Genomic DNA, 18927 nt, shown 5'->3' with positions numbered 1-18927 from the left:
TTGCAATAACTTGAAAATTAGAGAATTAATTTTTACTTGTAGCGAAGACTATTCACTACAAGCATTAGCTGTAATGATAGTGTAAGGCATTTGATCGATCACCTTACACCATGCCAATTATCCAAAAACTTTAACAGAAATTTCATTACTTCCATCTATTTGCTTGCGTTAAAGTGATTCATCACATCAAGAAACGGCTTTGAAAGAGATGCTTCAACAGCATTTACTGACTTTACAATAGCGTCTTGCATAAGAACTTGGTCTTCCTTCGAAAATTTCGCTAATACATAGTCTGCTACCTTCATGCCCGCTGGCGGACGATTAATTCCAACTCGAATACGATTAAATTCCTGAGTACCTAAATGTTGGATTAACGATTTAATGCCGTTATGGCCACCTGCACTTCCTTTTTGTCGCAGACGTAATTTACCTGTTTCTAAATCCAAGTCATCATAAATAACAATTAAATCTTCTACCTCAATATCAAAATAATCCATTAGGGGTCCAACACATTCCCCTGATAAATTCATATATGTTAAAGGTTTAACAAGTAGAACCTTTCCTTCTGGTCGATGTACAGTAGTGTACATTCCATTAAATTTTGAATTTGTTAAAGGCGCCCCCCATTTTTCTGCTAAAGCATCAATTACATCAAAGCCAATATTATGTCTTGTATGTTCATACGGTTTACCTGGGTTTCCTAAACCAACGATAATTTTCATAAGTACCTCGCTTCTTTCAAATCTAATAGTCATTATTTTACCATATAGCACACCTAGAAAGCATTTTGTACAATTGTTAAAGGGCATAAAAAAATAAGGCTAATAAGAAAGCTGTAGCCTCCTTATTAGCCTTAACTGTTATTTACTTTTATACTGGCTCTTCTTCACTATCTGTCGTCTCTTCCTCTACAGAAACAGGCGCCACAATAGTTACTAACATATAATCATCTTCACTAATAATTTCAACAGATGTAGCATCTCGAATATCTGCTACTGTTAGCGATTCACCAATTTTCAATGATGAGATATCCACATCAATTGATTCGGGTAACTCTGCTGGTTTTACTTTTACTTTTAATTCTAAGTTAGGCTGCATTAAAATACCGCCCTCACTCACACCAACTGACTGTCCAAGTAATTTAATTGGGACATCCGCTTCTAGCTCCTCGGCCATATTAATGGCTAAAAAATCAATATGATTTACTTCATCTTTCAATGAACATTGCTGTATCTCTGACACAACAGCATTCACTTTTTTCCCCTCTAACTCTAGCGAAAACACACTGTTTTGCCCATTTTTTTGAATGGATTTTTTAAAATCCTTTGCAGCAATAGAAATTGGGGTTGAATCTACTTTGTAGCCGTAAATAACTGCAGGAATGGCTCCCCCTTTTCTAAGTTGGGTTATTGTTGAACGATGCCCAGTTTCGCGCTTTGTAACACTTAATACTGTACTCATACTTCTTTATTCCCCTTCCAAGAAAATTATTTACGCCTCAACAATAATTCGTTGTAGGCTATGATAATATTTAGCTCTATTTTTTAAGGTAGAGTAAATATTATTAAGACACATTTTTATTATACCCCTTTGTGAGAAGATTCACACAAAAAACACTCATCTATTTCTTTCCCTTGATGAAATAGTGTCCAATTTATATAGAAAAGACCAATCTACTCAAAGAATAGATTGGTCTTATACTTACGATATTTATTAATCAAATAGAGTACTTACAGATTTATTTTCATAAACGCGAGAGATAGCATCAGCCATTAGCTTAGCTACAGAAAGCTCCGTAATTTTTGGAGATTTTTTCTCGTCTGAAAGCTGAATTGTATTTGTCACCACTAATTCTTTAATAGCAGAGTTTTCAATACGTTCAATTGCTGGACCAGATAATACAGGGTGTGAACAGCAAGCGTAAACTTCTTTTGCACCAGCGGCACGTAACGCATCTGCCCCAATTGTAATTGTGCCTGCTGTATCAATAATATCATCAATTAAGATTGCCACTTTACCATCAACATTACCAACAATGTTCATCACTTCCGCAACGTTTGGTTTCGGACGACGTTTGTCAATAATTGCAATCGGTGCTTTTAATCGTTCAGCCATTTTACGAGCACGTGTTACCCCACCATGATCTGGTGAAACAATAACGATTTCATCTCCTGGAATACCTTTAGATTTGAAGTAATCAGATAGTAATGGTACTGCCATTAAGTGGTCGATTAGGATATCGAAGAAACCTTGGATTTGAGGTGCGTGTAAATCTAATACGATAACACGTGTTGCACCAGCAGTCTCAAGTAGATTTGCCACTAATTTAGCTGTAATTGGCTCGCGCGCTTTTGCTTTACGATCTTGACGTGCATAACCATAATAAGGCATTACAACGTTTACTGTACGAGCAGATGCACGTTTAACTGCATCTACCATAATTAAAAGCTCCATTAAATGTTCGTTTACAGGTGCAGAAGTAGACTGCACGATAAACACATCACAACCTCGAATACTTTCTTCAATGCTAATTTGAATCTCTCCATCACTGAAGTGCTTAACAGAAGATTTACCTAATTCAACGCCCATTTCCTGCGCAATTTCTTGAGCTAATGGATTATTAGAATTAAGTGAAAATATTTTTAATTGTGAGTTTGCATAATGATACGGCATGATGGCCTCCTGTTTAGTTGATAATTATTTTGAATTTAATTTGCTTACATAATTCGGTTTGTTTTCTTGTCTTGCACGAGCTATTGCAAGTGCATCTTCAGGAACTTCTTTTGTAATTGTAGAACCTGCTGCAATAAATGAACCTTTTCCAACTTTCACTGGTGCTACTAAGTTAGTATTACATCCTACAAATACATCATCTTCAATAATCGTTTTGAACTTGTTTTTTCCATCATAGTTTACTGTAATGGAACCACAACCAATATTGACGTTACTGCCGATTTCGGCATCGCCAATATAACTTAAATGCGAAACTTTCGTGTCATTACCCAGCTTGCTTTTCTTCACTTCTACAAAGTTACCAATTTTAACATGACTACCGATGTCTGAAAGTGGTCGAATATGAGCAAATGGCCCAATAGCAGTATCCTCTGCAATAGCGCTTTCACGGACAACAGAAGAGTGTACAGTTGTGCGATCACCAACACGACTATCGATAATTTGAGTATTTGGCCCGATAATGCAATCTTCACCGATCACAGTAGCACCTTCAATCATTGAGCCTGGTTGAATCACAGTGTCACGCCCAATAACTGCATCTACACTAATATGCGTTGTTTCAGGATGAATAATTGTTACACCATTACGCATATGCTTCTCGTTGATTCTTGTACGCATTAATGTCTCAGCTTGTGACAAAGCCACACGATCGTTAACACCTAACGTTTCCTCAAAATCATCAGTGACATATGCTTCAACAATATCACCTTGCTTTTGTAAAATTTCAATGACATCTGGTAAATAATATTCACCTTGAGCATTATCATTTTTCACAAGCTTCAATGTTTCAAATAATAATTTGTTATCAAAGCAGTATGTGCCAGTATTTATTTCTTTTACTAATTGTTGCTCTGCTGAAGCATCCTTTTGCTCAACAATTTGCTCGACCTGCCCGTTATCGCCACGTAAAATACGGCCATAGCCAGTTGGATTTTCAGCAATTGCTGTTAAAATAGTTGCTTTAGCATTTTTCGCTTGATGATGTTCGAATAGAGCTTGCATCGTTTCAGGACGAATTAGTGGTGTATCTCCACATACAACTAATGTTGTACCTTCTTCATTACCTAAAATCGCCTCAGCTTGTTGCACAGCGTGCGCTGTACCTAATTGTTCAGCCTGCAGTACATACTCACTCTTATCTCCAAGCTGTTGTTGCACTTTTTCAGCACCATGTCCGACTACCGTTACAATGCGATTCACATCTAACGTTTGAATATGATCCACCACATGTTGTACCATAGGTTTCCCACATACTGGATGGAGCACTTTATATAATTTGGACTTCATACGTGTACCTTGACCTGCAGCCAAAATGACAGCAAAAACATTGCTCATCTGTAAGTCCTCCAATACGCTCATTTTCTCTTATGACTATATAGCAAAATTCATCTATTTTCAAGGCATGTAGAGTTGACAAAAACATGAATTCCTAAATCCAATGCACCTTATGCTCGAATGTCATGAAGTATATCCTAAAATTGCTCATATTATCTTTTTATCAAAATAAAAAGAACCCTTCTAGCTAGAAGAGTTCTTCCTATCTTTTTTTACCATCAGTTTGTAACATATCCTTTAAAAGTAAGTTATTACCTTTCTATTACACACCGATTCCCTCTAATTCTTCCTCTTTACCGGTTTCCTCTACTTCACTAGAGTTATGATACTCGTTTAAAATGATTTCCTGAATTTTATTTCGAGTATCAGAATTAATTGGATGGGCAATATCTCTAAATTCCCCATCTGGTGTTCGTTTACTTGGCATAGCTACAAATAAACCAGTATTTCCATCAATTACACGAATATCGTGAACAACAAACTCATTGTCAAGTGTAATGGAAGCAATCGCACGCATGCGACCATCCGTCTGTACCCGACGTAATCTCACATCAGTAACTTCCATTTTCTCACCACCTCTCTTCTTGGATGCCTAAATGAAAATATCATATTCTCGATTACCGAATATTTTCCTTTTCATAGTCTATCAAATTTTCTAAAAAATTTGAATACTTATTAGAATAATATTTTTTCTTATATACGTAATTTTTGACAATTGTTTGTCGGCATAAAAAAACTCACTAAATAGAATAGAAATTCTCTTTAGTGAGCTTAGCAAGCTTCATTTATTTTACGATTGCGATTACTTCGATTTCAACTTTTACATCTTTCGGAAGACGGGCTACCTCTACAGCTGAACGAGCTGGTTTATGATCACCAAAATGACTTGCATAAACTTCATTCATCGCTACAAAGTCGTTCATATCCTTCATAAAGACCGTTGTTTTCACAACATTATCTAAAGAAGTTCCAGCTTCCGCTAAAACTGCTTTTAAATTAGCAAAGACTTGATTTGTTTGTACAGTTATATCGCCTTCCACTAAATCACCTGTAGCTGTTAATGGAATTTGACCAGAGCTATAAAAAATCCCGTTAACAATAATACCTTGTGAGTATGGTCCGATTGCTGCTGGTGCATTTGTTGTTGCTACTACTTTCATTTGTCATGTCCCCTTTTAGAAAAATAGTTACCTTCACTTAATGCAATTGTTCGATCTTTTTCATTAACTTCATGAAGCTTTACAAGTGAATAATAATCATCTACTAATGTTTCGTCTGCATGCTCAGCCTCCACAAGCACCGCAATACCTGCTAGCTGACAGTCAAACTCTTCTAATAGATTTTTCATGCCATTCATAGTACCGCCGACCTTCATAAAGTCGTCTGTAATTAATACACGTTGTCCACTCTTCATGCTTCTTTTTGATAATACCATTGTCTGAATTCTTCTGGAAGAACCCGATACATAGTTAATGCTAACTGTAGAGCCTTCTGTTACTTTACTATCTCTTCTCACAACAACCACGGGTACATTTAAATGCCTTGCAATGGCATGGGCAATGGATATCCCTTTGGTTGCTACTGTCATTATGACATCGATTTGTTGATCTGCAAAGGCAGAAGCAAAGACCTTCCCTACGCGATTAATTAAATCTGGGTTTCCAAGCAAGTCTGTCATAAATAAGTAACCGCCTGGTAACAATCGATCTGAATGTTCTAGCTCTGCCTTTAAATCTTGAATCACTAAACGTACTTCTGCCTCGGACATTTTCGGAATATACTTTACTCCTCCTGCAGCACCCGGCACTGTTATCAATAACCCGATTCCTTTTTCTTCGAAAGTTTCTTTTACAATCGTTAAATCCTCACTAATGGATGACTTAGCAGATTGATATAGTTCTGAAAAATAAGTTAGCGGGATCAGCTGATGTGGATGTTCTAGTAAGTAGTACGTCATATCAACTAGTCGTTCACTACGTTTCCATTTCATGCGACCCTCTCCTAAACACGAATATTTATAGGTAAAATTAACACAAATTTGCGTTTCTAAGCAAGCGTATTTCGCTCACCTAAAATTCGTACTGCATAAACTTCCTCACAAAAACCACGTAAACCATTATAAATACGACTTACACGAGCTTCACTATCCACCAGCCCAAACACAGTCGGACCGCTTCCGCTCATTAACGTAGCATCTGCCCCAAAGCGCTTCATTTGTTCCTTTAACATCACAACTTCTGGGTGTAACTTAAATGTTACAGTTTCCAAAACATTTCCTAATGAAGAACATAGTAGCTCATAATCTTTTGTCTCTATAGCTTGTATCATCTGCTGTGTATTTGGATGTTCCAATCCTTCAACCTTAAGACCCCCATATACTTCTGCTGTTGATACACCAATTTTAGGCTTAGCTAGTACAACCCAACAATTAGGTGGGGCTGATAATTCCTTTATTTTTTCGCCTCGTCCTGTAGCGAGTGCTGTACCTCCATAAACACAAAACGAAACATCCGAACCAATTTTAGCGCCAAGCTCCGCTATTTCATCTATTGATAAACCTAAATCCCACAGTTCATTTAACCCTTTTAATGTTGCAGCTGCATCACTACTGCCACCTGCGAGCCCTGCTGCGATGGGTATTTCCTTTTCAATCGTAATGGATACACCTTGTCTAATGCCGTATGTATCTTTTATGAGACGCGCTGCCTGATAAGCAAAATTGCGATGGTCATTTGGTACAAAATTATCTGTTGAAATTATTTGAATAACACCATCTTCTCGAGATTCAAGACTGATACGATCAGCTAAATCGACTGTTGTCATAACCATCTCCACTTCGTGAAAATTATCTGGTCTTTTATAAAGTACATCTAATGTTAAATTGATTTTTGCAGGCGCCTTTACATAAAGCATCTTTCTTCCTCCCTTATAGCTACACGTATAAACAGTTCTTTTTTTCGCGCAAGATTATTCATTTTATTTTACCATATTGAGAATACGAAAATGGAAAAAAAGAACCGTTTACCCTGTTCGGAGTAACGGCTCTCTCTCGTCAGTTGTATTTGTTGTGTCAGTAAGGATTTTCATCCCTGCTGAATGAAACGTTATAAGATGACTATTTTAGCAAAAACAGTCTACTTACGCTCTTGCTCACTACTTGCCCGTTCAGCCATTTCTATGGCACGTTTGACCATATTACCAGCATCACGAGCTTTTATGCCGCCCCAGCCTTCCTTTTGCACAACATCATAAAATCCAAGCTCTTTTGCGATCTCTTCTTTTAAACGAGGTGACATGATACCTTTTCTAGGCATATAAACTCCTCCTTTAACAACTGACGAATTTAGTATGCCCGTGAAAACGCAAAACACTCATGTATTTTTTAACATACATGAGTGTTTCTAAATATAGAAATAAGTACTAGAAACTATTTTGCGACAGCAGCCTTTGCTTCGTCTAAAAATGTAATCTCTACTGCTTCAGTTAAAATATCTGTGTAGCTATACGATACGCGCTTGCACGTATTGTCTTCTTGATCGAGTTCTACTACAAAGATGGCGCGATATGTCTCACGTAGTATCCCTGCACACTCAACCGTTTTCTTGCGACCACCGTTTGCTTTTAATTGCAAACGTTTACCCAAATGACAATCCAACGACTTTTTAATGTCCGCTAAAGTTTTTGGCATTTTCGCTTACACCTCACTAATTACAAGTATAAGCTAATGGCCCAAAAATGTCAACAAAATATAATATTTTATCAGCCTCTTATAAATCTTGTCAACTTATTTTTTATAAAAAAATATATATTTTTTTACATCTCCGAAAAAATGTTAACAAAAATTTTTACTTTGCAAAAACAGGATGCAGTGCATCAGCTAATTTTCCAAACTCTTGAATCGAAAGTGTTTCTCCACGACGAGTTGGCTCAATATGAGCTAGCTCTAATGCCTGTAAAATTTGATCCTTTTGTGCCTTTCCATTTGGTAAACCAGCTTGCAGGTTATTATAGATCGTTTTTCTTCGCTGTACGAAAGAGGCACGCGTTACAACAAATAGAAAATCCTCATCTATTACTTTTACTGGTGGTTCATCATGCTTGATAAGGCGAATTACAGCGGAGTCGACATTAGGTTGTGGCATGAAAACTGTTTTTGGCACTGTCATAGCAATATCTGCCTTCACGTAATACTGAATCGCAATAGATAACGAACCGTATTCCTTCGTTCCCGGCTTAGCCGTTATACGATCTGCCACCTCTTTTTGCATCATAACAACAAAACCACGGATTGGTAGTCGGTCATTGAGTAATTTCAATAAAATAGGCGTAGTGACGTAATATGGTAAATTGGCAACAACCATAATATCATCAATACCTGGCATCTCATCTGCAATTACCTTCGCAACATCTGCCTTAAGTATGTCAGAGTGGATGATAGACACATTATTATATGGACTAAGTGTATCTTCTAGTACAGGTAATAAACGTTGGTCGATTTCAAAGGAAACAACCTTTTTAGCGCTTCTTGCCAAATGCTCTGTTAATGCCCCAATACCAGGGCCAACTTCAATTGCACCACTATTCTCTGTTAAATTTGCGTGGCTTACTATATTTCGTAAAATGTTAGGATCAATTAAAAAGTTTTGCCCCAAGCTTTTTTTAAATGAAAAACCATATTTTTTTAGAATTTCTTGTGTTCGAATTGGTGTAGCAATATCCTTATGCATCATTTTCCTCCTGATCTACCTGTGCGATAGCCGCACCAAATTGCTCCTCTGTAATCTGAAACATCTTCAACCTTTTATGAAGTTGTTTACCGTTTGTAGCACCTATATTTAAGATTTCTCCTAGACGATCACGACGCTGCTTTGATTGTGGGTGTCCAATTAAACGCGCTGTCATTAAATCTTCCAGTGTAATAACCTCTTCGTTTAGTACATCATGAATAGGGGTATAGACATGTTGTAGTGCCTCACGTATATCATCGTCAGCAGCATGTTCGATACCTAACCCTTTACCGTTTTTGGCAATCGTTTTGGCTTTTGGTAAAAAGGCATGCTTCACCCCTTGTACATGCTCCTCAATAATGGCGCGTATTCGACGTCCTGGGTAGTCAGGATCTGTAAATACAATAACACCACGCTTTTCTTGGGCATGCTGAATTCGTTTCAACGTTTCTTCAGAAATCGCAGATCCATTTGTTTCTATAGTATCTGCTTGCACAGCACGTTTAATAGCCGTCGTATCGTCTTTTCCTTCAACAACAATAATTTCTTTAATTTGCAAAAAGGCCCCTCTTTTCTATCTACCTTATCTTCTGACCATTTTACAACTGCTCTATATGATTTGTACAGGAATACAAGGTACAGACAAGCTTAATAAGCTTATCTTACAAAATCATTTGCTAAAAATAATAAAGAAGCTTTCCCGCCAGTCAAAACAGGAAAGCTCCATTTGTGAAAAAACATTTTGATTAATTTTACAATTTTTCTAATTTAATACTTTAATGCGCACTTTCTTACGTCCCCAGTTACGTGCTTGGGCATCTGTTTGTACAAGTATGTCAATCTTATTACCCTTAATTGACCCACCAGTATCCCCAGCAATAGCTGTACCATAGCCTTCAACCCAAACCTTTGATCCTAACTTAATAACAGAAGGGTCAACTGCTATCACCTTCAAGCCTGAATTTGAACGTAAGTTTATACCAGTTGCTGATGTACCAGTACAACCGTTGCAATATGGTGTATAAGCTGTTGCTGTTACATAAAATTCTTTACCGCTAGCAGGCTCTGCAGAACCACGTGATACAGTTGCTGCGCTTGCAACAATTGTTTTTGTGCCAACTGCAACGACTTGTTTCTTCGGCTCTTTTAAAACTTTCTCAGATTGTAAATTTTTTGCTACAACATTACCATTTTCTTTGATAACTTCATACGTACGAGAAATCGATCCCTTCTCGCCTGTTGCTACTACTTTTTGTTTCCCCTTTTGCAATGAAGCATCCTGCTTCTTTTCAACTGCGAAATCTAAAGAGTCTTCCACTACATCGATAACCTTTTCTACGCGAACTACTGTGATTTTACTCTCCGGAGTAATAACGTTCTCCAGGTTATTTTCGACACGATCGAATTCATTTAGCTGAATTCCTTGTTGTTTTAAAAAGTTAGCGACCGTAGTCGAAGTGGACCATACTTGTCTTTTATTTACGCCATCGACAAGCGCTACTTGAAACGCTTTTTGAATATCGATTTTGTTTTCTGCTCCTAGTTCAGTATCTAGACCTTGCGCTAAAGAGTCGTGCTCAGATACTTTAATATTTGCTTCCTTCAAAATGTCCTTCACAAGTGTTTCAGTTGTCCAAACTTTTGACTGATTTCCATCAACTGAAATAGTTACTTCTTTTGCCTGTTCCCATGTAATTGCTAATCCATTCACAATTTTGGTGTTCAGAGAGGGTGATATTTTGTCATGCTCTGCTATATCTATATTTTGACTTTGTAATAATTGTTCTACAGTTTTGGCATGTGTTGATACTTCGATTGTTTCTCCATTTGCTTCAAGCTTAACGGCTTTTTTCGTACCTTGATAAAGCACGAAAGAGATTACAGATACAAACAGGACAAGTGAAATAATTCTTATCACTGTTTGCTTACTCCTCAATGATCCTAAGAACAAGTTTTTCATGGAATTATTTGACATGAAAAAACGCCTCCTTAATACAAGGTTGGATTATACGGACTAGTTTTGGCACTGTCAACCCGAAAGTATTTCTCTGAAAATTGACTTCTTGTTTTTTGCCAACCACAAACCCTGTATTGGAGGCATCTAAGCTAGTTAATTGTCAATCCCAAAAAATTTTTTCGCATTGGCTGTAGTTGCTTGTGCAATTTCCTCAATTGTCAACCCTTTCAAACGTGCGATTTCCTCAGCAACTAAAGGCACGAAAGCGGGTTCATTACGCTTACCTCGATGTGGATGTGGAGCTAAATAAGGAGCGTCTGTTTCAATCATCAAGTGCTCTAGAGGTATTTCTGTAGCCACTTCCTTTGGTAGTCGGGCATTTTTAAATGTTACTGGCCCTCCAAGACTAATCATAAAATTCATAGCTATACATTCACGTGCTGTTTCTACACTCCCACTAAAGCAGTGCATGACACCCCCTACAGAAGCCGCATTTTCTTCACGCAAAATTTGTACAACATCACCTGTTGCATCCCTATTATGAATAATGATTGGCAAATTGATCTTTTGAGCTAATTGAATTTGCTTGCGAAAAAGTGCTTGTTGAACATCTTTTGGTGACTTATCCCAATAGTAGTCCAATCCAATTTCACCAATGCCAACTATTTTTGGATGTGATGCTAATTCCTCAATCCACTCTAAATCTTGTTGAGTACAATCAATAGCGTCTACTGGATGCCAACCAATGACACCATAAACAAAGTCATATTGCTCTATTAGTTGCATTGTTCTCTCAATGGTTTTACGGTCGAAACCAATGACCACCATTCTCTCTACTTTCGCTTCAAGGGCTCTATCAATCACCTCTTGAAGATCTTCCTCATACTGGTCTGCGTTTAAATGTACGTGCGTATCTATATACATTTTCATTCTCCTAACATAGATTTTATTAAAATTTATTATTTCATATTTTTCGTAAGCATTACATTTTCGTTACAAACTATTTGGTATTGTGACATTCCACTTAATCGACAATACCTAAAATAGTTCTTTAAACCTATAAATCAACATCTTTCACGCGATATAAATTATTTCAAAATAATTTAATTCCAATTTCCCTAACGGATTTGAAAAGCCTGCTGAATAATTCATATTCAGCAGGCCTTTCTTAAGATCATTACTTTACTTTTGCACCATTTTCAAGTTTAGGATCAACAGATGCTAATTTTAAAATTCCATCTTTTTCACCAGCCAAAATCATTCCTTGTGATAATTCACCACGTAATTTTACTGGTTTTAAATTTGCTACGACAATCACTTTTTGACCGATTAAATCATCTGGTGTATAGAATTTCGCAATACCTGAAACTACTTGACGTTGCTCATATCCTAGATCAACTTGAAGCTTTAATAATTTATCCGCTTTCGGAACTGTTTCACATGCAGTCACAGTCGCTACACGCAAATCAATTTTCATAAAATCATCAATAGCAATTTCAGGAATTTCTGGGTTTTCGTCAGTCTTTGTAGCCTTTTTACTTTCTTCCTCCTGTGGTGTTTTCACAGAACCACGCATTTCCTCTCGAATATAAGCAATTTCAACTTCATTTTCCAAGCGTGGGAAAATAGGTATCCCTTTTTCTACCACTTTAATGTTTGCTGGAATAGTATTGCCGAATGTTTCAATTGTATCCCATGCTAAGAATTTGTCATCTAAACCTAACTGATCGATCATACGTTTCGGGGTTGTTGTCATAAATGGTTGTAACATGACAGCAATTTGGTGTAAGCTCTCTGCCAAATTTCGCATAACAGCACCTAATTTTGGCTTATCGGACTCTTCTTTTGCCAACACCCAAGGTTGTGTCTCATCGATATATTTATTAGTACGTGACACCAATGTCCATAAGTCAGCAAGAACGACACTAAATTGCATTTTTTCCATACTTTCTTCATATTTAATACGTACCGACTCAGCTTGCTCTTTTAACGCAGCATCAAATTCTGTCGGTTGAAGATTTTCTGTCGGAATAACACCATCAAAATATTTATTAATCATTGAAATAGTACGATTTAATAAATTTCCTAAGTCATTCGCCAAATCAAAGTTTGTGCGTTCTATAAATGATTCTGGTGAAAATACACCATCAGAGCCAAATGGTAATTCACGTAATAGGAAATAACGTGTCGCATCTAGGCCATAACGCTCGATTAACATTTCTGGATAAATAACATTGCCTTTTGATTTAGACATTTTACCGTCCTTCATCATAATAAAACCATGAGCAAATACTTTTTTTGGTAATGGTAAATCTAATGCCATTAAGAAGATTGGCCAATAAATCGTGTGGAAACGAACAATATCCTTCCCAACTACATGTACATCTGCTGGCCAATATTTATTGAATAGTGATTCATCCTCTGATAGATATCCTAAGGCTGTAATATAATTCGTTAATGCATCAACCCATACATAAATGACATGCTTTGGATCTCCTGGTACTTTAATACCCCAGTCGAAGGATGTTCTTGATACAGATAAATCTTCTAGCCCCGGTTTAATGAAGTTGTTAATCATTTCATTTTTTCGCGACTCTGGCTCAATGAATTCAAGGTTCTCTTCATAATAAGCTAATAAGCGATCCGCATATTTCTTCATATTAAAGAAGTACGATTCTTCTTTTACTTTGTGCACTGGGCGACCACAATCTGGACAGTTCCCGTCAACTAATTGAGTCTCTGTAAAGAATGATTCACATGGTGTACAGTACCAGCCTTCATATTCACCTTTATAAATATCACCATTATCTAAAAACTTTTGGAAAATCTTTTCGACAGCTTTCGTATGTCGCTCCTGCGTTGTTTGAATAAAGTCATCATAAGAAATATCCATTAAACCCCAAAGTTTTTTCGCAGCATCTGCGATTTCATTTACATAATCTTGAGGATGTTTGCCCGCTTCTGCTGCTTTTTCTTGAATTTTTTGACCGTGTTCGTCCATTCCTGTTAAAAAGCGTACATCATACCCTTGTAAACGCTTATAGCGCGCAATAGTATCAGATGCTACTGTTGTATATGCCGTACCAATATGAAATTTCCCACTTGGATAGTAAATGGGTGTTGTTATATAGAATGTTTTTTGTTGTTCACTCACAAGAACTGCCTCCATTGTTTTACAATATACTTTCTATTCTAACGAAGTACGAAATTCGTTTCAATGAAAGTTTATCAAACGCGAAAATTGTCGAATAATATATCTAATCCATTAAATGACTTAAATAAGAACCTTTTTTACTATAAACAAAAATATTTATTAAAAACCTTTTAAAAAAATTAAAATACCTGCATTCTTCTCAAAAATTTTTTTTAAAAACCATAATATTAGTGCATTAATTAATTGACGTTTATGGCATTACTTGGTATGATAACTATCAGACAAAGAAATAATGTCGAAATTTGACGAAATACCAATATAACTTTTATAAATTAGGAGGAAATCTATTATGAAATCAACAGGGATTGTTCGTAAAGTCGATGAGTTAGGTCGTGTAGTAATTCCTATCGAGTTACGCCGTACGCTAGGTATTGCAGAAAAGGACGCTTTAGAAATCTATGTGGATGACGATAAAATCATCTTAAAAAAATATATGCCTAATATGACATGTGCTGTTACTGGTGAAGTTTCAGATGATAACTTCCGTCTAGTTGGAGGCAAATTAATTTTAAGTCCAGAAGGCGCTGAAATGTTAGTTAAAGAAATTCAATCTAACTTAAAAAAATAAGTGATTACTCACCTAAATCAAAAACAGTGATTTAGGTGTTTTTGTTTATATACAATTTAATATACCCAAAATCTAGAACCCTTATAATGTCCATGTCAGACCTTTCCTCTTAAGGTTACTATTATTTACAATTATTATCAATTTAAAATTATGTCTCAAAATCATTACATTTCAACTTTTTAAGTTATGATGACTAACTAAAAATAAAGAGCTACCCTACTAAGGTAACTCTTTACTATTATTCACTATGATATTCATTATAAACATCTCGTTTTGCCACTTTTCTTAGCTTAGCTACTTCCTTAATGGCTTCTTTTGAAGTGATATTGGATTGATTGATAATAAAATCAACATGTTCAACTATAGACATGTTTTGCCAATAGGCTTCTTCATGTTCTTCCTCTTCTACAGAGCTATTGCCTTCAAGGACAATACAAAACTCTCCTCGTATTTCCTCTGTTTGTGACCATTCTACAGCTTCGGCCAATGTACCTCGTAAAAATTCTTCAAATTTCTTTGTTAGCTCTCGAGCTAAAACAATGCGACGGTCCCCGAGTATAGCTTCCATATCTTTTAATGTATCCTTTAAGCGATGTGGTGCCTCATATAATAAAATCGTTTCTTGGCGTTTTTTTAATTGCTCTAATTGCTGGCGACGTTCCTTTTTCCCGCGGTTCAAAAATCCATAAAAGAAAAATGGCTGTGGCGACAACCCAGATGCAATTAACGCTGAAATCGCTGCATTAGGACCTGGCACTGGTACGACAGAAAAGTTTCGAGCAATTGCTTTTTCCACTATATCGGCACCTGGATCAGAAATACAAGGTAAACCTGCATCACTTACTAATGCTATTGTTTTTCCTTCTTGTAGCAATGTTAATAATTTTTCTCCACCTACGGCTAAATTATGCTCATGGTAGCTTATTAGTGGTGTTTCAATCTCGAAATAGTTACACAGCTTTTTTGTGTTTCTAGTATCTTCTGCAGCGATAATATCGGCTTCTTTTAAAATGCGAAGTGCACGCACGCTCATATCCTCTAGATTACCAATAGGTGTTCCTACCAGATATAAACAACCTGTCTGATCGTGTATTGTACTTTTTTGTGATTTCACGATTCACCCCTCCTTATATAATTAATTTTCTGTGATCTTGTTAATTGCTTAAAAGCATATTCCGCACGCATTGCTTCTTGCTTTGTCTCAAATATTTCTTTATAAATACATTTCACTGGACCTCTAGCTCTTGTATATTTTGCTCCTTTACCAGCGTTATGTACAGCAACACGTTTTTCTATATTATTTGTATACCCTGCATAAAGCGTTTGATCAGCACACTCTAACACATAAAAGTAGTGACTACTGCTCTTTTCCATACAGAATGTCTCTCACTTCTGCCGTATATTCATTATTGGCATCATAGACATACAACGGCGGCAGAATTTTTAAATCTGGCTTTCCGTCTTTGATTCCTTCTATTAATAATGTATTGGCCTCTTTCCCTTCCTTCGGATAAATAAGCTGCATCCGTTTAGGCTCTAAGCGATTTGCTCGCATAGCTGTAACAATATCTAATAATCGCCCTGGACGATGGACAAATGCCGCCTTGCCACCCTGCTTTAATAATTTACTTGCTGATTGAATCGCTTCTTCTAATGTTAAATATAGTTCATGTCTTGCAATGGCATGATGCTCACTAAGATTTTTATCACTTGCTTCATGTGCTAAAAAATAGGGTGGATTGCAGGTAACCGCATCATACTTTTCAATGCCTAATTGTTTCGGTATTTCTTTTACATCTCCAAGAATCATTTGAATTTGCTGTTCTAGTTGATTGTAACAGATACTTCTCTCTGCCATATCAAATAAACGTGACTGAATCTCTACTCCCGTTATTTGTCCCTTTGTACGTGCACTTAAAAAGAGAGGAATTACACCATTTCCTGAGCATAAATCAACAATTTTTCCCTTATGATAAGGAATATTAACAAACTTTGAAAGCAACACTGCATCCAATGAGAATGAAAAGACAGAGGGGCTTTGAATAATACGTAAATTTTCAGCCAACAAATAATCTAGTCGTTCGTCACCTTTTAGCCATTTTTCCATGCTTCTTCCTCCTACGCTACAAAACAAAAGACTGACACCACCGTAGCGGGAATCAGCCTTCTATTACACATTTTGTTTATTTAAAAATGATAGACAAAACAGACAATCCTCACCTTTACGGGAACTTCCAAAATGAACATGACAAACATGGAAGCCCTCCTGGTAGAGGCGAGCTAAGTTATCATATCCCTCACCAATATCTAGCGGACTCTCTTTCTTTACTTCAGCAGCTTGTACGGAGTTTGTATTAGAAAGTAGTTCTTCTAGACGTGTTCGTAGGTGATGATTTTCTGTCTCAAGCGCCTTATGCTCTTCCATCATTAACGCTACAAATTGTTTCAATGCACCAAATTGCTCCTGCATTGCTTCGAGCTGTTGTTCGAACTCCATAACGGTATCCAAGAAATTACGGTCCTTCACCCAAGCCACCTCGTTAAATTCTCTATCTTAAATAAGATTTTTTTCGCCTGCTAGCAGTTCTTCTAGTGTATACTCAACTGTGCGTTCCTGCTCGTGTAAATATACTTGAATAATTCTTTCCAGCACATTTAGCCCTACTACTTTTCCACGGCCATCTGGTGTCATTGTTATCTCACCAACATCTGGCATGCCCTCTTTTGCTTCTTCATATTCATCATTTTCATACTTTAAGCAACACATTAACCGTCCACAAAGACCAGATATTTTTGAGGGATTTAATGATAAGTTTTGATCTTTAGCCATCTTGATAGAAACTGGCTCAAAATCACCTAAAAATGTGGAGCAACAAAGCATTCTTCCACATGGACCAATGCCACCTAATAGCTTTGCTTCATCACGCACACCGATTTGGCGAAGCTCAATACGCGTTCTAAAAACTGAGGCTAAATCTTTTACTAGATCCCTGAAGTCAACTCGTCCTTCAGCTGTAAAGTAAAAAATAATTTTATTACGATCAAATGTATATTCAACATCTACAAGTTTCATTTCTAAATTATGCTCTATAATTTTAGTACTAGCGAGTTCAAATGCACGTTTCGATTCGGCTGCATTTTCCTCTACTTGTATACGATCACGATCATCCGCTGGTCTAAGTACTTGTTTAAGTGGTAATACAACATCATTATCACCCACTACTTTTTGAGGGACAACTACCTTTCCATACTCTACACCGCGGGCTGTCTCTACAATGACATATTGACTATCTTCTAGTAGAAATGATGCCGGATCAAAATAATATATTTTACCCGCCTTTTTAAAGCGGACTCCTACTACATTATACAAATGTATATCCCTCCTGCAGATTTAGCATTAACTGCTCCATCAATAACGTCCTATTCATGTTACGCTGTAAAGAGGCGCGCGCTTGTAAAATAGATTCCATCTGATTTGATAATCTTTCATAAGTGGAATATAGCGCAACTTCTTTAAATAGTGGTAACATGTCTGGATAAGTACAAGCTGCCTCGGGATTAGCTTTTATTGACACTATATCACGGTAAGCAAATAGTAGTAAATCCAATGCTTGCTCCATCTCGCTTTTTTCTTTAAAGTGAGGCAACCACTCTTCATGCACAATAAGCATTGCTTCGTGTACATTTTGCCGAATGGCCTCTACTAATTTTAACACTGTTTTTCGAGCGAGTGCAAACTGCTCATCATTCGCTAAAAATATAGCCGTTTCGAGCTCATTTGTCATCATGCTTACTGTTGAAGCCATTGAATGTGAAATATTATTTTCCTGTAGATGCTTCAACAAAACATGACGTGGCATTTTTTGAAATTTGATATGTTGGCAACGAGAACGGATAGTTGGAAGTATTGACTGCATTTGCTCTGTTAGTAATATGGCAGTTACCTCTCCATCTGGTTCCTCTAAAAATTTAAGTATCATATTGGCAGAGGCTGTATTAAGACGATCTGCATGATGAAGCACATAAATCTTACGTCCCTCTTCTACACCCATCATTTTCATTTCTCCAATGAGTTCTCGCATTTGATCAATTTTTATGAATTGACCATCAGGATAAATTTGATGAATATTTGGATGATTTCCCGAATCTACACGTTTGCAATTTCGACATGTTTCACATGGAACATTTCCACTTGGTTGCTCACATAACATTAATTTGACAAAAAAGTACATAATATCTGCCTTGCCTGTCCCTTTTTCGCCATCAAAAATATATGCATGTGCTAATCTATTCTTGTCAAAAATCGTTTGAAGTTGCTTCATTACGACTGGTTGTAGTGTGAGTAGCTCTTCAACATTCTTGGCCATACATTTAAATTCCTTCCTGTGTCTAT

The 18927-nt window shown here is 36.7% G+C and carries 22 protein-coding genes; 1 reads left to right on the top strand and 21 read right to left on the bottom strand.

Going from position 1 to position 18927, the window contains the following annotated elements:
• Window positions 1–155 precede the first annotated feature (155 nt).
• The 15 genes from pth to metG all read right to left on the bottom strand — a co-directional run bounded on the left by pth (window position 156) and on the right by metG (window position 13906).
• A complete protein-coding gene (gene pth / locus MHB40_RS00385; protein WP_205446360.1) occupies window positions 156–722 on the bottom strand; it encodes an aminoacyl-tRNA hydrolase in 567 nt (188 codons plus the stop codon).
• 148 nt (window positions 723–870) lie between these two features.
• Window positions 871–1461, bottom strand: coding sequence for a 50S ribosomal protein L25/general stress protein Ctc (locus MHB40_RS00380; protein WP_342442133.1), 591 nt, complete (start codon window positions 1459–1461; stop codon window positions 871–873).
• Window positions 1462–1713: 252 nt separating this feature from the next.
• A complete protein-coding gene (locus tag MHB40_RS00375; protein ID WP_004229183.1) occupies window positions 1714–2673 on the bottom strand; it encodes a ribose-phosphate diphosphokinase in 960 nt (319 codons plus the stop codon).
• Window positions 2674–2697: 24 nt separating this feature from the next.
• Window positions 2698–4068: a bifunctional UDP-N-acetylglucosamine diphosphorylase/glucosamine-1-phosphate N-acetyltransferase GlmU gene (glmU, locus tag MHB40_RS00370; protein ID WP_342442132.1), complete on the bottom strand. Its 1371-nt coding sequence runs from the start codon at window positions 4066–4068 to the stop codon at window positions 2698–2700.
• Window positions 4069–4330: 262 nt separating this feature from the next.
• Entirely contained in the window at window positions 4331–4633 is a 303-nt protein-coding gene (gene spoVG / locus MHB40_RS00365) for a septation regulator SpoVG (RefSeq protein WP_205446356.1), read from the bottom strand.
• Window positions 4634–4853: 220 nt separating this feature from the next.
• Window positions 4854–5228: a RidA family protein gene (locus MHB40_RS00360; protein ID WP_205446355.1), complete on the bottom strand. Its 375-nt coding sequence runs from the start codon at window positions 5226–5228 to the stop codon at window positions 4854–4856.
• Complete coding sequence (purR, locus tag MHB40_RS00355) at window positions 5225–6058, bottom strand: pur operon repressor (protein WP_205446354.1); 834 nt, start codon at window positions 6056–6058, stop codon at window positions 5225–5227. The genes MHB40_RS00360 and purR overlap by 4 nt, the downstream gene beginning before the upstream one ends.
• Window positions 6059–6114: 56 nt before the next feature.
• A complete protein-coding gene (gene ispE, locus MHB40_RS00350) occupies window positions 6115–6981 on the bottom strand; it encodes a 4-(cytidine 5'-diphospho)-2-C-methyl-D-erythritol kinase (protein ID WP_205446353.1) in 867 nt (288 codons plus the stop codon).
• A gap of 221 nt (window positions 6982–7202) precedes the next feature.
• The gene (locus tag MHB40_RS00345) at window positions 7203–7382 is read right to left on the bottom strand and encodes a small, acid-soluble spore protein, alpha/beta type (RefSeq protein WP_004229193.1); all 180 of its coding nucleotides are present in this window, start codon (window positions 7380–7382) and stop codon (window positions 7203–7205) included.
• Window positions 7383–7495: 113 nt separating this feature from the next.
• Window positions 7496–7756: a Veg family protein gene (locus MHB40_RS00340; RefSeq protein WP_004229199.1), complete on the bottom strand. Its 261-nt coding sequence runs from the start codon at window positions 7754–7756 to the stop codon at window positions 7496–7498.
• A 157-nt stretch (window positions 7757–7913) separates the two neighbouring features.
• Window positions 7914–8795 (bottom strand): 16S rRNA (adenine(1518)-N(6)/adenine(1519)-N(6))-dimethyltransferase RsmA, encoded by an 882-nt coding sequence (gene rsmA, locus MHB40_RS00335; protein ID WP_205446352.1) that lies wholly within the window; start codon window positions 8793–8795, stop codon window positions 7914–7916.
• Window positions 8788–9354: a ribonuclease M5 gene (rnmV, locus tag MHB40_RS00330; protein ID WP_205446351.1), complete on the bottom strand. Its 567-nt coding sequence runs from the start codon at window positions 9352–9354 to the stop codon at window positions 8788–8790. The genes rsmA and rnmV overlap by 8 nt, the downstream gene beginning before the upstream one ends.
• 204 nt (window positions 9355–9558) lie before the next feature.
• Entirely contained in the window at window positions 9559–10770 is a 1212-nt protein-coding gene (locus MHB40_RS00325) for a ubiquitin-like domain-containing protein (RefSeq protein WP_342442131.1), read from the bottom strand.
• Window positions 10771–10905: 135 nt separating this feature from the next.
• Complete coding sequence (locus tag MHB40_RS00320) at window positions 10906–11676, bottom strand: TatD family hydrolase (RefSeq protein ID WP_205446349.1); 771 nt, start codon at window positions 11674–11676, stop codon at window positions 10906–10908.
• Between the two features lie 253 nt (window positions 11677–11929).
• The gene (metG, locus tag MHB40_RS00315; protein WP_205446348.1) at window positions 11930–13906 is read right to left on the bottom strand and encodes a methionine--tRNA ligase; all 1977 of its coding nucleotides are present in this window, start codon (window positions 13904–13906) and stop codon (window positions 11930–11932) included.
• Between the two features lie 349 nt (window positions 13907–14255).
• On the opposite strand from metG, the gene MHB40_RS00310 reads away from it, so the two are divergent.
• On the top strand, window positions 14256–14534 hold the full coding sequence (locus MHB40_RS00310; RefSeq protein WP_004229214.1) for an AbrB/MazE/SpoVT family DNA-binding domain-containing protein: 279 nt from the start codon (window positions 14256–14258) through the stop codon (window positions 14532–14534).
• 238 nt (window positions 14535–14772) lie between these two features.
• Here the strand turns inward: MHB40_RS00310 and rsmI are convergent, their stop codons facing one another.
• From rsmI to holB, 6 genes are all read right to left on the bottom strand, one after another.
• Window positions 14773–15648: a 16S rRNA (cytidine(1402)-2'-O)-methyltransferase gene (gene rsmI / locus MHB40_RS00305; RefSeq protein WP_342533686.1), complete on the bottom strand. Its 876-nt coding sequence runs from the start codon at window positions 15646–15648 to the stop codon at window positions 14773–14775.
• The gene (locus MHB40_RS00300; RefSeq protein ID WP_342533685.1) at window positions 15645–15908 is read right to left on the bottom strand and encodes a GIY-YIG nuclease family protein; all 264 of its coding nucleotides are present in this window, start codon (window positions 15906–15908) and stop codon (window positions 15645–15647) included. Before MHB40_RS00300 ends, rsmI begins: the two co-directional genes overlap by 4 nt.
• Window positions 15892–16641, bottom strand: coding sequence for a tRNA1(Val) (adenine(37)-N6)-methyltransferase (locus MHB40_RS00295; RefSeq protein WP_342533684.1), 750 nt, complete (start codon window positions 16639–16641; stop codon window positions 15892–15894). The genes MHB40_RS00300 and MHB40_RS00295 overlap by 17 nt, the downstream gene beginning before the upstream one ends.
• A gap of 63 nt (window positions 16642–16704) precedes the next feature.
• A complete protein-coding gene (gene yabA / locus MHB40_RS00290; protein WP_004229222.1) occupies window positions 16705–17061 on the bottom strand; it encodes a DNA replication initiation control protein YabA in 357 nt (118 codons plus the stop codon).
• Window positions 17062–17088: 27 nt separating this feature from the next.
• Window positions 17089–17904, bottom strand: coding sequence for a stage 0 sporulation family protein (locus tag MHB40_RS00285; RefSeq protein WP_205446344.1), 816 nt, complete (start codon window positions 17902–17904; stop codon window positions 17089–17091).
• On the bottom strand, window positions 17897–18901 hold the full coding sequence (holB, locus tag MHB40_RS00280; protein WP_342533683.1) for a DNA polymerase III subunit delta': 1005 nt from the start codon (window positions 18899–18901) through the stop codon (window positions 17897–17899). Before holB ends, MHB40_RS00285 begins: the two co-directional genes overlap by 8 nt.
• Window positions 18902–18927: the final 26 nt, after the last annotated feature.

Origin of the sequence: Lysinibacillus sp. FSL K6-0057 (assembly GCF_038630885.1) — a bacterium.
GTDB lineage: Bacteria > Bacillota > Bacilli > Bacillales_A > Planococcaceae > Lysinibacillus > Lysinibacillus fusiformis_F.
This window is presented reverse-complemented; position numbering and strand designations above follow the sequence as displayed.

What these genes read in the sequence shown, in the direction of transcription:
- MHB40_RS00320 (WP_205446349.1), bottom strand. Translation starts at nt 11,676, where the DNA reads ATGTATATAGATACGCACGTACATTTAAACGCAGACCAGTATGAGGAA.
- MHB40_RS00360 (WP_205446355.1), bottom strand. Translation starts at nt 5,228, where the DNA reads ATGAAAGTAGTAGCAACAACAAATGCACCAGCAGCAATCGGACCATAC.
- MHB40_RS00380 (WP_342442133.1), bottom strand. Translation starts at nt 1,461, where the DNA reads ATGAGTACAGTATTAAGTGTTACAAAGCGCGAAACTGGGCATCGTTCA.
- rsmA (WP_205446352.1), bottom strand. Translation starts at nt 8,795, where the DNA reads ATGCATAAGGATATTGCTACACCAATTCGAACACAAGAAATTCTAAAA.
- MHB40_RS00325 (WP_342442131.1), bottom strand. Translation starts at nt 10,770, where the DNA reads ATGTCAAATAATTCCATGAAAAACTTGTTCTTAGGATCATTGAGGAGT.
- MHB40_RS00375 (WP_004229183.1), bottom strand. Translation starts at nt 2,673, where the DNA reads ATGCCGTATCATTATGCAAACTCACAATTAAAAATATTTTCACTTAAT.
- purR (WP_205446354.1), bottom strand. Translation starts at nt 6,058, where the DNA reads ATGAAATGGAAACGTAGTGAACGACTAGTTGATATGACGTACTACTTA.
- MHB40_RS00300 (WP_342533685.1), bottom strand. Translation starts at nt 15,908, where the DNA reads ATGGAAAAGAGCAGTAGTCACTACTTTTATGTGTTAGAGTGTGCTGAT.
- MHB40_RS00345 (WP_004229193.1), bottom strand. Translation starts at nt 7,382, where the DNA reads ATGCCTAGAAAAGGTATCATGTCACCTCGTTTAAAAGAAGAGATCGCA.
- ispE (WP_205446353.1), bottom strand. Translation starts at nt 6,981, where the DNA reads ATGCTTTATGTAAAGGCGCCTGCAAAAATCAATTTAACATTAGATGTA.
- holB (WP_342533683.1), bottom strand. Translation starts at nt 18,901, where the DNA reads ATGGCCAAGAATGTTGAAGAGCTACTCACACTACAACCAGTCGTAATG.
- spoVG (WP_205446356.1), bottom strand. Translation starts at nt 4,633, where the DNA reads ATGGAAGTTACTGATGTGAGATTACGTCGGGTACAGACGGATGGTCGC.
- MHB40_RS00295 (WP_342533684.1), bottom strand. Translation starts at nt 16,641, where the DNA reads ATGGAAAAATGGCTAAAAGGTGACGAACGACTAGATTATTTGTTGGCT.
- MHB40_RS00340 (WP_004229199.1), bottom strand. Translation starts at nt 7,756, where the DNA reads ATGCCAAAAACTTTAGCGGACATTAAAAAGTCGTTGGATTGTCATTTG.
- pth (WP_205446360.1), bottom strand. Translation starts at nt 722, where the DNA reads ATGAAAATTATCGTTGGTTTAGGAAACCCAGGTAAACCGTATGAACAT.
- glmU (WP_342442132.1), bottom strand. Translation starts at nt 4,068, where the DNA reads ATGAGCAATGTTTTTGCTGTCATTTTGGCTGCAGGTCAAGGTACACGT.
- MHB40_RS00310 (WP_004229214.1), top strand. Translation starts at nt 14,256, where the DNA reads ATGAAATCAACAGGGATTGTTCGTAAAGTCGATGAGTTAGGTCGTGTA.